This window comes from Dietzia sp. MNB45, assembly GCF_051994785.1.
Lineage (GTDB): Bacteria > Actinomycetota > Actinomycetes > Mycobacteriales > Mycobacteriaceae > Dietzia > Dietzia kunjamensis.
On record NZ_CP163397.1, the window covers coordinates 2,800,637 to 2,813,717 of the forward strand.

Genomic DNA, 13,081 nt, shown 5'->3' on the forward strand with positions numbered 1-13,081 from the left:
GTGCCCCCTCCGGGGACGTCGGCGACTCCCCTCTCTTCCCACCCTGCACTACCTGAAAGGAACACGCCGTGAAGACCAAAGCAGCAGTACTGTTCGACCTCCACAAGCCGTTCGAGATCATCGAGCTCGACCTGGACGATCCCGGCCCCGGTGAGGTGTTGATCAAGTACACGGCCGCGGGCCTGTGCCACTCCGACCTGCACCTGTCCGACGGCTCACTCCCGCCGCGCTTCCCGATCGTCGGCGGGCACGAGGGAGCCGGCGTCATCGAAGCCGTGGGCGTGGGCGTCACCAAGGTCAAGCCGGGCGACCACGTGGTGTGCTCGTTCATCCCCAACTGCGGGACCTGCCGCTACTGCTCGACCGGGCGGCAGAACCTCTGCGACATGGGAGCGACGATCCTCGAGGGCCATATGCCCGACGGGACCTTCCGCTTCCACTCGGACGGCAAGGACTTCGGTGCGATGTGCATGCTCGGTACGTTCTCCGAGCGCTCGGTGATCTCGCAGCACTCGGTGGTCAAGGTCGACGACTGGCTGCCGCTCGACAAGGCCGTCCTGGTGGGCTGCGGCGTGCCGTCGGGCTGGGGCACCGCCACCTACGCCGGCAACGTGCGCCAGGGCGACACCGTGGTGATCTACGGAATCGGCGGCCTGGGCATCAACGCCGTCCAGGGCGCCGTCCACTCCGGTGCCCGCCACGTGGTCGTGGTGGATCCCGTTCAGTTCAAGCGCGACGAGGCGTTGAAGTTCGGCGCCACCCACGCCTTCGCCGACGCCGCCGAGGCCCACGCCGAGGTGGAGAAACTGACCTGGGGCCAGATGGCGGACCAGGCGCTCATCCTGGTGGGCACCGTCGACGAGCAGGTCGTCTCGAGCGCGTTCGACGTGATCGGCAAGGGCGGCACCGTGGTGATCACCGGCCTGGGCAACATGACCGACAAGACCGTCCAGGTCAGCGGCACCATGATGGCCCTCTTCGGGAAGACCATCACAGGCACCCTGTTCGGTTCCGCCAACCCGCAGTACGACATCGTCAAGCTCCTGCGCCTGTACGACGAGGGCAAGCTCAAGCTGGACGAACTCATCACCACGACCTACACGCTCGACCAGGTGAACGAGGGCTACCAGGACCTGCAGGACGGCAAGATCATGCGCGGGGTAATCATCCACGACAACTGATCCCGGCCGGCGAGGCCTGGCGGCGCGCGCCGTCCCGATATTCCGGGGCGGCGCGTGCTGCCGTTGGCCCGGTCATGGCCGGCAGACGCTCCTGCGGATGGCGTCTCGCGCGAGCGCCTGACCGGTCGGGACACAGCCGCCCGCGGGCACGGCGTCTCGCCCGCACCGCGGTTCACGCGAGACGCCATCCCGGCGGGCGGCTTCGCTGAGCCGGCTCAGGGCGTGGGCGCACCGCCCGTCACCGACAGCGTGTTGCCGGTCGTGTACGACGACTCCTCGGATGCCAGGTAGACGTAGGCGCCGGCCATCTCGACCGGCTGACCGGGCCGGCCCAGCGGGTTCTTCTGACCGAAGTACGGCAGCTTCTCCGGCTTCTGCCCGCCGGAGACCTGCAGCGCGGTCCAGAACGGCCCGGGCGCCACGGCGTTGACGCGGATCCCCCGGGGCGCGAGCTGCTGGGCCAGCGCCTTGGACATGGTGTTCACGGCCGCGCGGGAGGTCGCGTAGTCCACGAGGCCCGGTGACGGGGTGTAGGCCTGCACCGACGAGGTGAAGATGACACTCGATCCGGGCTGGAGGTGCCCCAGCGCCTCCTGCATCATCCAGAACGGCGCCGAGATGTTGACGTTCATCGTCTCGGCCCACTGCTCAGAGGTGAGGTCCTCAAGGTTCTCCACGTAGGTCTGCCGGGCGGCGCCCAGCACCAGCACGTCGACCCCACCGAGCCCGGCGACGGCGTCGCGGACGATCGACCGGGCGACCTCCTCATCGCCCACATCGCCGGGCAGCAGCACGCATGTCCGCCCGGCCTCGCGGACCAGTCGCGCGACCTCGTCGGCGTCGGACTGCTCGGACGGCAGGTAGCCGATCGCGACATCGGCACCCTCGCGGGCGTAGGCGATCGCGACGGCCCGACCGATTCCCGAGTCACCGCCGGTGATGAGCGCCCGCCGGCCGGTGAGCCGACCGTGGCCGACGTAGGACGTCTCGCCGTGGTCGGCGGGCGGGTCGAGCTCGGACGCCAGCCCGGGGACGGGCTGCGACTGCATCGGTATCTCCACCTCGTACTTGGAGGTGGGGTCGATCAACACCGCGTCGTCGGGCTGGACGGCGTCGGGCTGGTCGGAGGGTGTGAAGGTGGGGTCGGTGCTCACTGGCGGGCCTCCTGGGTCGTGTAGCTGCATCGACGGTACGCGCCACGGGCGGCCGCCCGTCCGGATGCGAGTCGGCGCCGAATCCCCCACACTGCGGAAGAGCACTCAACTTCCCTCGAGACGAAGGAGCACGCATGCCCCGTTACCGCGTGATTGACCCCGAGCAGAACGTGATCGACGAGAAGGAGTTCGCCGACGACACCAAGGCCTACGACTGGTTCAAGACGGTCGAGGTCCCGGAAGACTCGCTCGGCTACGCCATGGAGGTCGACATGGACGGCAAGTGGACGCGATTCGAGATCAACGACGGTGGCACCAACACCTCCCCCGCGGCCGACGAGGGCACCGGCATCGCCTGAGCCCACCCCGCGGACACCGCTACTCCGCCTGCCCGTCACCCGCCACGCGTGGGTGGGGCGAGGCGGAGTCGGTCATTTCGGCCGACCCGCGCGGTGGACGCGTTCGCGGAGGGCGAGCATCAGTGAGTCCATGCGTGCGGTCTCCTCGAGCAGGTCCGGGACCGCATCAGGGTGGCCGGAGCGGTTGTCGAGGCAGGCGGTGTTCGCCCGCTCCAGCAGCGCGGCGAACTCCGGATCGGAGTCGGTGCGGTCCCTGACGTCGGGATAGGTGCCCTCGAGCGGGGTACCGATCCCGAGCGTGGGCCGGAGCGCGTACCACCGATCGAGGGTCTCGGTCAGCGCCTCCAGCGCCAGGAAGTAGGAACGTCGGGCTGAATCCACCGCGCGCTCGGCGGTGAGCTGGACCGGGTCGGAACCCCGCCGTAGTCGCCGGCGGCGGGACAGATCCTCCAGCCCGGACCGCGCGAGCCAGCCGGTCGCCGCGACCCAGGCGGCGAGCCCGGCGATCACCGTGAGCAGCACCAACGCAAGGATCAGGGGCATACCGTCACCGCCCCACGGCCGATGCGCCGAGCCGCCGAGCCCCAGGCCCCGACCGCAGCACCGACCCCGGGGCCGTCATGATCCCACCAGTGCGTGCAGGACGAGCGTCAGCGGCACGGACAGCAGTACCGCCGCCGAGATGCCGGCCCCGATCAGTTTCCCCAGGCCCGCCCAGCGGAGCTCCGAGCATTCCGCCTCGACGGCGGCCGGTGACAGCGGCGCCGCGAGCCGACCGGCCGCGGACGCCCGCGCCTCCGCGACGGTCGGCCAGGTCGCGGGCACGTGGGCGTGGGGGTCGTCGCCGAGCTCGGCTGCGGCGACAAGGGCACGCTGGTCGTCCCACTCGGTCAGTCGCTGGTCGAGTTCGGCCACCGCCGCCTCGGCCGCCTCGATCCGCCGGCCCTCGGCCGTTCGCGAGGCGGTGACCGAGGGCAGTTCCATTACTCCAGCTTCCCCCACCCGAGCTCGCCCGGGCAAGGGTGACCGCCGCGCCGTCAGCCCTTGACCAACCCGCCGTCCACGATGAGGTTCTGCCCGGTCACGGCCCGTGCCCACGGGGAGGCGAAGAACAGCACCGCGTCGGCGAGTTCGGCGGGGGTGATCGCGCGCCGTAGCGGCGTCCCGGAGGCGATGACGTCGAACACTTCTTCAGGTGTAGCGGCGCTGGCGTCGGTGGTGCGCAGCAGGCCACCGGAGACCATGTTGACCGTGATGCCGTCCGGCCCGAGGTCGGTGGCCAGGGTGCGGGTCAGCGAGAGCGCGGCGGCCTTGGCGGCGGTGTAGTCGTGGTACGGCACCACCGGGTGCTGGAACAGGTTGGTGCCGATGGTGACGATCCGCCCGAACCCGGCTTCCCGCATCCCCGGGAGCGCGGCCTGGGTGGTGGCGAGGGTGCCCTTGACCGCGCCACGCAGCTGCGAGTCGAAGTCCTCCCAGGTGAGGGTCTCCGGCCGCGGCCTGGCGTCGCCGTTGAACTGGAAGTCGACCAGGGCGTTGTTGACCACCGTGCTGATCGGCCGACCGAAGTGGGTGCGGGCCGCGTCGACGAGGGCGCGTACCTCGTCGTCGTCAGTCACGTCAGCGCGTAGTGCGACGGCGCGGTCCTCGCCGAGCTCACGGACGAGGTCGGCGGCGGCGGCCTCGCTGCGTCGGTAGTTGACGACGACGAGGGCGCCCTCGCGGGAGAAGGCGCGGATGATCTCCACGCCGAGTCCGCGGGCTCCGCCGGTGACCAGGACGACCTGCTCGTTGATACGCATTCCACTCGCTTCCCGGTGGTTCCTCACGGGGAGCGCGATGCCCACCTGCCCGCCGCACGATGACCGCACGACTGCCAGGCGACGCCGCCCGGGGCGACTTGCACGACATTCCTCCGCTGGAACTACCCAGTTCAGGTTCGACGGGTGTGTTCTCAGCCGCCCGGATGGGCGGCACCCCGTGTCGAGTGCGAGCCTAGGCCACCCGCGGCCGGCTGAACGCGAAGCCACACTGCCGATCTGTCCCGCGTGGCTGGACAACCGTCCTAGGATCGGCGAACGCCCCCGACGATCGGAGCCCCGTGACCGTCGCCCTGCCGACCTCGCTCGGCCGATTGCGCGCCCTGTTCTCGCAGGCGACGCCGCCGACCGATCTGCCCGCCCCGGGCGACTACCTCGTCACGTTCGTCGGCCCGGCACCGCTGAGGGCGGTGGCGCCGCGCGCGATCGCCCTCGGCGGGATGCCGGGCTGGCAGGGCAAGCGTTTCGCCCCCGGGGGCGGCGCGATGAACCTGGTCGACGACGACGAGGGCCGCCCGCCACGGGAGATCCGGCCGATGCGGGTGACGCTGGAATCCTCGTGGTTCGACGGCGGTCAGGTGATTGTCTGCTCGTACGGCGCCTCGAGCCCGGTGCCGTGGCGCTGGGTGCGCGACGAGTTCCGGCGGCTCGACGACCGGCGCCTGATCGGCCTGACCTTCGCGGGCGGGCCCTGGTCGCGGTTCGCGGCGGCGCCGCTGCTGCTCACCCGGGCCTGAGCCCGGGGTGAGCGGCCGGGTGGGTCACAGGCCCGCCCGCGGCGCCTAGGCGAGGCGACGCAGTCGCGGTTCGAGGTCGGTTCTGAAGAGCTCGAGGAAGCGTTTCTGATCGTGGCCGGGGGCGTGGAAGACCAGGTGGTTCAGGCCCGCGTCGACGTACTGGCGGACCTGCTCGACCGCGTCGTCGGGGTCCGAGGCGACGATCCACCGCTTGGCCACCTGCTCGATGGGCAACTCGTCGGCCAGACGCTCCATCTCGCGCGGAGAATCCACCGAGTGCTTCTGCTCCGGCGTCAACGACAGCGGCGCCCAGAACCGGCAGTTCTCCAACGCGGCGGCCGGGTCGGGGTCGTAGCTGATCTTGATCTCGATCATCCGGTCGATCTTCGCCGAATCGCGCTCGTTGATTCCGGCGCCCTCCTCGACGGCCGGGAGCAACTTGTCGGTGTAGAGCTCCATCCCCTTGCCGGAGGTGCAGATGAACCCGTCGCCCACCCGGCCCGCGTACTTGGCCACAACCGGACCACCCGCCGCCACGTACACCGGCACCCCACCCTCGGGCACGTCATAGAGGAACGCATCCTTGGTGCTGTAGAAATCGCCCTCGAAGCTGGTGGTCTCGCCCGTCCACAGTGCGCGCATGAGACGGACCGACTCACGCAAGCGCGCGAACCGCTCCTTGAACTCCGGCCACTGGCCCTGATGCCCGGTGGCGATCTCGTTGAGCGCCTCACCCGTACCCACACCGAGGAAGATGCGGCCCGGGTACAGGCACGCCATCGTCGCGAACGCCTGCGCCAACACCGCCGGGTTGTAGCGGAACGTCGGGGTGAGCACCGAGGTGCCCAGCTGCAGCCTCTCGGTGCGCTCGCCCACCGCCGTCATCCACGCCAACGAGAACGGCGCATGACCACCGTCGTGACGCCACGGCTGGAAATGATCCGACACCGTCGCCGAATCCATCCCCGCCTGCTCCGCCATCACGGCGAACTCCACCAGATCACGCGGACCGAACTGCTCGGCCGACGCCTTGTAACCGAGCTTCAGGGACGGGGTGTCGGGCATGTGGGGCTCCTTGGGGTCGTAGCGGTGTGATTGATGTGTGTCGCGGTCATGCGCTGATGTACTTCTCGCCGAACCGGGCGATCGACTCGCGCTTGGCGTCCAGCGGGGCGTCGTATCCGTGGCCCTCGATCAGCCACGGGATGACGATGACATCGGTGACGCCCGCGTCCTCGAGTTGGGCGAAACCGCGGCTGCCGTACCGGTCGGTACAGGCCACCTGAATCTCGAACGGCCGGCCGTCCCCGCGGTCGGCGAGGGAGCGGCCGTCGGCCTCGAGCAGTTCTCCGAGGCGGGTGATGGTGGCGGCGATCTCGTCGAATCCCATCATCGCCGAGGTCCACCCCTGGCCGATCCGGACGGCTCGGCGGAGCGCCGGAGCGGTGTGTCCGCCCACGTAGAACGGCACCTGGGCCACGGGCGGCGGGTCCAGTGTGAGGCGGTCGAAGTCAAAGTGCTCACCGTGGTACTCGAACCACCCGCCGTCACCGGCCAGCCGGATGATCTCGAGCATCTCGTCGACCCTCTTGCCACGCCCCGGGTAGGGGACTCCACACCACGCGAACTCGTTGGGGTCCCATCCGATCCCCACCCCCAGGTCGATGCGTCCACCGGTCAGGTGGGAGACCGTGGACAACTGCCGCGCCAGCAGCAGGGGCTGACGGGGTCCGAGCTTGAGGACCTGCGGGCAGAACCTGATGGTCGAGGTGGCCACACCCATCGCGGCGATCGCGGTCAGGGGTTCGACCCACGGGGTGTGCTCGTCCCACATCCGCGCCCCGTCGGGCGTGTACGGGTAGTCGGTGTCCTGCCGGTGGGGCAGGAACAGCGAATCGGGAAGCGTGACGCGGGCGAAGCCCGCGTCCTCGGCCGCGCGGGCCAGGCCGAGAAGTTGGTCGATCGGGCTGAACGCGACCGGAACGGAGAACTGCATGATGTGACCTCTTCTGTCGGAGAAATGTGGATGTGGTGATCAGCCCCACCGGGACTGACCGCCGTCGAGCGGAATGGTCACGCCGGTGAGGTAGGATGCCTCCGCCGTGCACAGCCACGCCACGGGCCGGCCGATGTCTGCCACGGGGTCGCCCACCCGCCCGGCGGGTATGCGGGCGATGAACCGCTCGGCCTCCTCCGGGTGGTGACGCATCCACCAGTCGAGTCCGGGGCTGTGGGCGTGGGGGGCGACAGTGAGGGCTCGGATCCCGTCAGGACCCCATTCACAGGCTGCCGCCCGGGTGAGCGACCGGATCGCCTCCTTCACCGCCGCGTAGACACCGTGGTCCGCCGCGTCCCACCGGACCGCGGCCGAGGAGACGAGATTGATCACCACCCCGCCACCCCGCGCGACCATGTACGGGCGGGCCTGCTTCATAAGGCTCAGCGAGGCCCGGGGTCCGGCCTCGAATGCCGTGCGGAACGCGGCGTCCGAGTACTCGTCCAGCGGCATCGGTTCCGCGAGGTTCGCGTTGTTGACCAGGATGTCCACCGAGCCCAGCCACATGACCGCGGTCGCGATAATCGACTCCACGGCGGTCTCGTCGGTGATGTCGATAACCAGGGAGTCCGCCGTGCCACCGGTCGCGCGGATCTCCTCGGCCACCGATTCGAGCGTGCGCAGTGTCCGGCCGACCAGCACCACCGCGGCTCCGGATTCGGCCAGCGCGAGGGCTATGCCCCGGCCCACCCCCTGACCGGCGCCGGTCACGACGGCCACCTTGCCGGACAGGCGGGCCGCAGCACGGGCTGGGATCATCGTCGTGCTCGTGGTGGTCATCGAGGCCTTTCACGTCGGTGCAGCCGGGCGGGTGCGTCGACCCGCCACCGCCACTGTAGTCACCTGTGTACGGAAACTGTAGTCATCTGTGTACACCACGGTATCGTCAGCCTCGCCCCCCTCCGCCACCACACCGAAGGCTTGCCCGTGAACCGCATCGACATGGACATCAGCACCACCGATGAGTGGCGAGCGGTCGAGGCGCTGGCCGCCTCGACGGGTGAGACCACCCTGCGTGAGTTGTTCGACCGAGACCCCGACCGCGGGAGCCGACTGGGCGTGACGGCAGGCGATCTCTACATCGACCTGTCCAAGAACCTGGTCACCGATGAGGTCGTCTCCGCGCTCCTCGGCCTCGCTCGCGTCGCGGACCTGCCGGTCCGCCGAGCAGCCATGTTCCGCGGCGACCGCATCAACACCACGGAGGACCGTGCCGTCCTGCACACGGCCCTACGACGAGATGCCGATGACACGCTGACCCTGGATGGTCGCGACGTGGTCGTCGACGTCCACGAGACCCTCCGGACGATGACCGCCTTCGCCGAGCGGGTCCGGAGCGGGGAATGGACCGGGTACACCGGCAAGAAGATCACCACCGTCCTCAACATCGGCATCGGCGGATCGGATCTCGGGCCCGCGATGGTCGACCGGGCCCTACGCCCCCTGCAGACCGGCGGGATCACCGCCCACTACGTGTCGAACGTCGACCCCCGCGACCTCGACTCCACCCTGGCCGGGATCGACCCCGAGACCACCCTGGTGATCGTCGCCTCCAAGACGTTCACCACCCAGGAGACCCTCGCGAACGCCCACGCCGCCCGTCGATGGTTTCTCGATCGCCTCGGCGCGGAGGACGCCGTGGCCGCTCACTTCGTCGCGGTCTCGACAGCCTCCGACGAGGTGGCCGCGTTCGGCATCGCCGAGGAGGCGGTGTTCGGCTTCTGGGACTGGGTCGGTGGCCGTTTCTCCGTGGGGTCCGCGATCGGGCTCAGCTGCATGATCACCCTCGGGCCCGGGGTCTTCACCGAGTTCCTGGAGGGCATGAACTAGATGGACGAGCACTTCGCCACCGCGGCGGATGACCGCAACGCGCCCCTGCTCATGGGGCTGCTCGGCGTCTGGTACACGAGTTTCCTGGGGGCCCAGTCCAAGGCCGTCATCCCCTACGCGCACGATCTCGCCCGCTTCCCCGCGTACCTCCAGCAGTTGACCATGGAATCGTTGGGCAAATCGGTCCGGCTCGACGGCTCCCCGGTGGACCACCCCACCGGGGAGATCTACTGGGGTGAGCCGGGGACGAACGGCCAGCACGCGTTCTTCCAACTCCTGCACCAGGGCACCCACCTCGTCCCCGTCGACTTCATCGGCATCGCCCGCCCCTCGGACGGAACGATGGCGGCCGACGACCGTGTGGCCATGCACGACCTGCTCGTGAGCAACATGTTCGCCCAGTCCCGGGTACTGGCTTTCGGCCGGACCGACGCCGAACTTCGCGCCGACGGCATCGAGGCCGCTCTCCTCCCTCACCGGGTGATGCCCGGAAACCGTCCCTCGACGACGATCCTCGCGCCCTCGCTGTCCCCCGGCGTCCTCGGGCAGCTCATCGCCCTGTACGAACACGTCGTTTTTGTCCAGGGGGCGATCTGGAACATCAACGCCTTCGACCAGTGGGGGGTCGAACTGGGGAAGAAGCAGGCCCGCGACCTCTACCCGGCACTCGCCTCCGGCGACACCTCCGGGATCGAACTGGATTCCTCGACAGCGACCCTCATCTCCCGCTATCGGGGTGCACGCGGCCGGGATCGGTCGGCGACGAGAGGTTAGCCCGCGGTCTCGTACTTCGCGGCCAGGCGCGAGAGCGTCTCGGTGATGCCGGAGGCGTTCTGGTCGGCCACGCCGATCTTCTCGAAGATCGCGCCGATCTTCGAGGGTCGGGGGTCGAAGCTCTCGGTGACCTCGGTGCGCCCGTCCGCGGTCGGGGTGAACTCCCAGCGCCAGCGATGGCCCGCGGGGTGCGCCCACTCGATGACCTTCCGGTCAGGGGAGTCGACGTACTCGGTGACCGTGCTGGTGATGCGGTACGGGACGCCGTACATGCGCATCGAGGTGGTGAACTTGGCGCCCTCGGACAGGGTCGACGGGCCCTTGACGTTGCTCTTCACGGTTCCCGACCCGTCGACGAGTCCGTGCTTGCGGGGGTCGGTGACGAGGGCGAACAGTTCCTCGGCGGGGGCGTTGACGGTGACGCTGCGGGCGACGACGCGGGGGCCGCGGTCGACGGTGGTGATGGCGGTCATGGCAGATCGGTCCTTCCGGAGTTCTCGGGATCGGATCACATCACGATAGGGCCCCGGCCGGTACCGCGAGTGTCAGTGTGCGGTTCGTCGTGCCACGTCACGCCACAGTTCGGCGACGCTCCTCACGACCACACCGATGCCTGCGCCCATCGCCATCCAGGTGGCCAGGTTCGGGGCGCTGGCGATCACGACTCCGAGGACCGTGCCCACCCCGGCCCCGTAGAGGAGTCCCAGCCCGACCAGCGGTCCTGCCGCGTGTGACCTCATGGGTCCACGCTAGAACCAGCCCGGGACGGGATCAACGGATCAATGCGGACTCGCCTGACGGACCGGGCCCGTGGCGCCGCGGTCTGGGGCATCATCACCGCTACGACACCCCACGGTCGGCCATCGGGCCGGGCGCCCCTCGAAAGGATCCCCCTTGATCACTCTCACCGTCCTGTACGGCACCCCCGACGACGTGGAGAAGTTCGACGAGTACTACACCGGGACGCACATTCCCCTCGCCCTCAAGGTGCCCGGCCTCGAGGACGCCAAGGTCACGCGCTTCCTGCCCGGCCCGGACGGATCCGCACCCGAGTTCCACCTCATGGCCCAGCTGTTCTTCGCGGACGCCGAGGCGATGGGTGCCGCGATGTCCACCGAGGAGGGCCGGGCCCTGGCGGCGGACGGCGCCAACCTCGGCGTCACCCCGACCATTCTCGTCGGCAGCACCGAGTAGTCGGCAGCGCCGGCACACAGCCTCACCGGACGTCCGCCACTCCCCACGCCCCCAACCAGATCGCCTTGATGGACGCCAGCATCCGGGCCGACTCGACTTCGGCGGGCTTGAGCGACCGGTCCTGGTAGAAGGCCATGACGATCATGTCCGTCAGCCTGTCGACGATCGCCCCGTGGTCATCGGACAACGGGGCGATCAGCCCGGCCTCCGCGTCCTGCCCCATCTGCTCCGCGAGGTGAGTGTTCAACCCCGTCACCAACTCGGTCCAGCGGGACCTCACCTCGTCGTCGTATCCGGTCGCCTGTACTCCGGCCACCATCACCTGGTCGTGTTCCACCCACGCGGCGTAGGACTGGCCGAAGAGCCGGTCGAAGTAGTCGGAGTGCGATTCCCCGGCCCGCCGGCGGTAGCTCCCGACGGTGTCGATCCAGGCGTCCCAGGCCCGCCCGACCAGCTCCCCCAGCACCTCGTTCTTGGACTCGAAGTAGAAGTAGAAGTTCGGCCGATTGATCCCCGCGGCCTCGGTGATGTCCTTGACCGAGATGTCCGATGCCGGCATCTGCTCGAGCAGTCCCTCGAACCCGTCCAGGATGACCTGCCGCTGGACCTCGCCCTTCGGGACACGCCTGCGACGGCCCTCGATCGCCTCGGCGGGGAGTCGCTGATCGGTCGCGCAGAAGTCCTGCACCGGCCGGTCTCGGCTCCCCACAGTGGGTACGGTGGCCTAATCATGACCCCGTCCCGCTCCCCCTCACCCGAGCCGGCGCCCGGACCCGCGACCGGCGAGGCTCACGCGTCCGCCGCGGCCGATCAGGCTGCGCGCACCCGGCCGCTGGTGGTCGCCGTGATCGGTGCCGGAGCGATCGGCGGCGCAGTCATCGAGGCGCTGGAACGGGGCGACGTCCCCGGTGCCCGGCTCGGTGATGTGCTGCGTTCCCGCAGCACGGACGAGGAGATCACCGGCGCCATCGAGGCGGCCGATGTGGTGGTCGAGGCCGGGAGCGTCGAGGCGGCCGACGAGTTCATCCCGCGAGTGACGGCCGCCGGCAAGGACATGATCGTGTGCTCCTGCGGGGTGTTCGCCCGTCACGAGGACCCGCGCGAGCTCCTCGCCCGCGGGCCCGGCTCCGGTCGCGTACTCGTCCCCGCCGGGGCCGTGGGCGGGCTCGACATCCTCTCGGCTGCGGCACGCGCGGGCGCTGACGACGCCCAGCTGCGGCACTTCACCATCAAAAGCCCGGCCGCGCTGGACGTCGAGGAGCAGCTGACCGAGGGTCGTGAGGTGTTCCGCGGGTCGGCCCGTGAGGCGGCGCTGGCGTTCCCGCTCACCTCCAACGCGTCGGTCGCACTCGCGCTGGCCACGTTGGGGCTGGATCGGACCGAGGTGGTCGTGGTCGCCGACCCCCAGGTTCAGCGCACCCGCCACGTCGTGGAGTGGGTCTCGCCGATGGGCCGCTACGAGCTGCAGTTCGAGAACTCCGTGGACCCGGACTCCGGCGGTCGCACGTCGGCGATCACCGCGTGGTCGGTTGCGGAGGTCCTCTCCTGTCTCGCGGCCGGGGCGGGGCCGGGCGTGGTGGTTCTCAGTCAGGACCCGGGCCGCGGGGCGCGTCGCGAGGTGATAGACCGGCCGGTGACAGGCCGACCGGTGGAAGCTCGACCGCCGAGCCCCTAGCGTGTGGGTCCCAGTCAACGAGAGGTGCGACTATGACCAACGCCCGACCGTCAGACCCGGATCCCGCCCAGAGCCCGGACGTGGATGACACCGGTTCCGCCCCTGCCGGGGTGACCCCGGACTCCGACTCGACGTCGTTGCAGTCGGACAGTGCGGCCAGGAAGCAGGCCCCCACGGAGCGGCAGAGCCCGACTCCTCAGCCGGGACGCACGAGTCCCGTCGTGTGGATAGTGGTCATCGCCATCGTCGTCCTCCTCCTGGTGGTCGGCCTCGTCGGCTACGCGTTCGAGGTGTTCTAGAG

The 13,081-nt window shown here is 69.8% G+C and carries 16 protein-coding genes, 1 pseudogene and 1 riboswitch; of the genes and pseudogenes, 7 read left to right on the plus strand and 10 right to left on the minus strand.

Annotation, left to right across the window (positions count from 1 at the left end):
- Positions 1-68: 68 nt before the first annotated feature.
- The gene (locus tag AB5G72_RS13440; protein ID WP_119192587.1) at positions 69-1,181 is read left to right on the plus strand and encodes an NDMA-dependent alcohol dehydrogenase; all 1,113 of its coding nucleotides are present in this window, start codon (positions 69-71) and stop codon (positions 1,179-1,181) included.
- Between the two features lie 215 nt (positions 1,182-1,396).
- On the opposite strand, the gene AB5G72_RS13445 is transcribed toward AB5G72_RS13440, so the two are convergent.
- Positions 1,397-2,335 carry an SDR family oxidoreductase gene (locus AB5G72_RS13445; RefSeq protein WP_394344336.1) on the minus strand — a complete coding sequence of 313 codons (939 nt, stop codon included), beginning with the start codon at positions 2,333-2,335 and terminating at the stop codon, positions 1,397-1,399.
- A 134-nt stretch (positions 2,336-2,469) separates the two neighbouring features.
- Between AB5G72_RS13445 and AB5G72_RS13450 the strand changes: the two genes are divergently transcribed.
- Positions 2,470-2,694 (plus strand): hypothetical protein, encoded by a 225-nt coding sequence (locus tag AB5G72_RS13450; protein ID WP_067716967.1) that lies wholly within the window; start codon positions 2,470-2,472, stop codon positions 2,692-2,694.
- Between the two features lie 72 nt (positions 2,695-2,766).
- On the opposite strand, the gene AB5G72_RS13455 is transcribed toward AB5G72_RS13450, so the two are convergent.
- The 3 genes from AB5G72_RS13455 to AB5G72_RS13465 form a co-directional block, all read right to left on the minus strand.
- A complete protein-coding gene (locus AB5G72_RS13455; RefSeq protein WP_440220067.1) occupies positions 2,767-3,237 on the minus strand; it encodes a hypothetical protein in 471 nt (156 codons plus the stop codon).
- A gap of 75 nt (positions 3,238-3,312) precedes the next feature.
- Positions 3,313-3,678 carry a hypothetical protein gene (locus AB5G72_RS13460; protein ID WP_119192584.1) on the minus strand — a complete coding sequence of 122 codons (366 nt, stop codon included), beginning with the start codon at positions 3,676-3,678 and terminating at the stop codon, positions 3,313-3,315.
- A 53-nt stretch (positions 3,679-3,731) separates the two neighbouring features.
- The gene (locus tag AB5G72_RS13465; protein WP_163375523.1) at positions 3,732-4,496 is read right to left on the minus strand and encodes a 3-oxoacyl-ACP reductase; all 765 of its coding nucleotides are present in this window, start codon (positions 4,494-4,496) and stop codon (positions 3,732-3,734) included.
- A gap of 91 nt (positions 4,497-4,587) precedes the next feature.
- Positions 4,588-4,685: riboswitch (TPP riboswitch) on the minus strand.
- A gap of 110 nt (positions 4,686-4,795) precedes the next feature.
- On the opposite strand from AB5G72_RS13465, the gene AB5G72_RS13470 reads away from it, so the two are divergent.
- Positions 4,796-5,251, plus strand: coding sequence for a hypothetical protein (locus tag AB5G72_RS13470; protein ID WP_440220068.1), 456 nt, complete (start codon positions 4,796-4,798; stop codon positions 5,249-5,251).
- 45 nt (positions 5,252-5,296) lie between these two features.
- On the opposite strand, the gene fgd is transcribed toward AB5G72_RS13470, so the two are convergent.
- From fgd to AB5G72_RS13485, 3 genes are read right to left on the minus strand one after another with little or no spacing between them, the layout of a single operon-like run.
- Positions 5,297-6,316 carry a glucose-6-phosphate dehydrogenase (coenzyme-F420) gene (fgd, locus tag AB5G72_RS13475; protein ID WP_440220069.1) on the minus strand — a complete coding sequence of 340 codons (1,020 nt, stop codon included), beginning with the start codon at positions 6,314-6,316 and terminating at the stop codon, positions 5,297-5,299.
- 46 nt (positions 6,317-6,362) lie between these two features.
- The gene (locus AB5G72_RS13480; protein WP_096906957.1) at positions 6,363-7,247 is read right to left on the minus strand and encodes a TIGR03619 family F420-dependent LLM class oxidoreductase; all 885 of its coding nucleotides are present in this window, start codon (positions 7,245-7,247) and stop codon (positions 6,363-6,365) included.
- 39 nt (positions 7,248-7,286) lie between these two features.
- A complete protein-coding gene (locus AB5G72_RS13485) occupies positions 7,287-8,087 on the minus strand; it encodes an SDR family NAD(P)-dependent oxidoreductase (RefSeq protein WP_440220070.1) in 801 nt (266 codons plus the stop codon).
- Between the two features lie 162 nt (positions 8,088-8,249).
- Between AB5G72_RS13485 and pgi the strand changes: the two are divergent.
- Positions 8,250-9,911 (plus strand): annotated as a pseudogene (gene pgi / locus AB5G72_RS13490) (glucose-6-phosphate isomerase).
- Here pgi and AB5G72_RS13495 read toward each other — a convergent pair.
- Both AB5G72_RS13495 and AB5G72_RS13500 read right to left on the minus strand, forming a co-directional pair.
- Positions 9,908-10,384, minus strand: a complete 477-nt coding sequence (locus AB5G72_RS13495; protein WP_440220071.1) for an SRPBCC family protein — start codon at positions 10,382-10,384, stop codon at positions 9,908-9,910. The pseudogene pgi and the gene AB5G72_RS13495 overlap by 4 nt on opposite strands.
- Before the next feature lie 72 nt (positions 10,385-10,456).
- A complete protein-coding gene (locus AB5G72_RS13500; protein ID WP_440220072.1) occupies positions 10,457-10,651 on the minus strand; it encodes a hypothetical protein in 195 nt (64 codons plus the stop codon).
- Positions 10,652-10,805: 154 nt separating this feature from the next.
- Between AB5G72_RS13500 and AB5G72_RS13505 the strand changes: the two genes are divergently transcribed.
- On the plus strand, positions 10,806-11,105 hold the full coding sequence (locus AB5G72_RS13505) for an EthD family reductase (protein ID WP_440220073.1): 300 nt from the start codon (positions 10,806-10,808) through the stop codon (positions 11,103-11,105).
- A gap of 22 nt (positions 11,106-11,127) precedes the next feature.
- Here the strand turns inward: AB5G72_RS13505 and AB5G72_RS13510 are convergent, their stop codons facing one another.
- Positions 11,128-11,814, minus strand: a complete 687-nt coding sequence (locus AB5G72_RS13510) for a TetR/AcrR family transcriptional regulator (RefSeq protein ID WP_440220074.1) — start codon at positions 11,812-11,814, stop codon at positions 11,128-11,130.
- 21 nt (positions 11,815-11,835) lie between these two features.
- On the opposite strand from AB5G72_RS13510, the gene AB5G72_RS13515 reads away from it, so the two are divergent.
- Together AB5G72_RS13515 and AB5G72_RS13520 are read left to right on the plus strand one after the other, a co-directional pair.
- Complete coding sequence (locus tag AB5G72_RS13515) at positions 11,836-12,780, plus strand: aspartate dehydrogenase domain-containing protein (protein ID WP_440220075.1); 945 nt, start codon at positions 11,836-11,838, stop codon at positions 12,778-12,780.
- Positions 12,781-12,812: 32 nt separating this feature from the next.
- Positions 12,813-13,079 carry a hypothetical protein gene (locus tag AB5G72_RS13520; protein ID WP_067716453.1) on the plus strand — a complete coding sequence of 89 codons (267 nt, stop codon included), beginning with the start codon at positions 12,813-12,815 and terminating at the stop codon, positions 13,077-13,079.
- Positions 13,080-13,081: the final 2 nt, after the last annotated feature.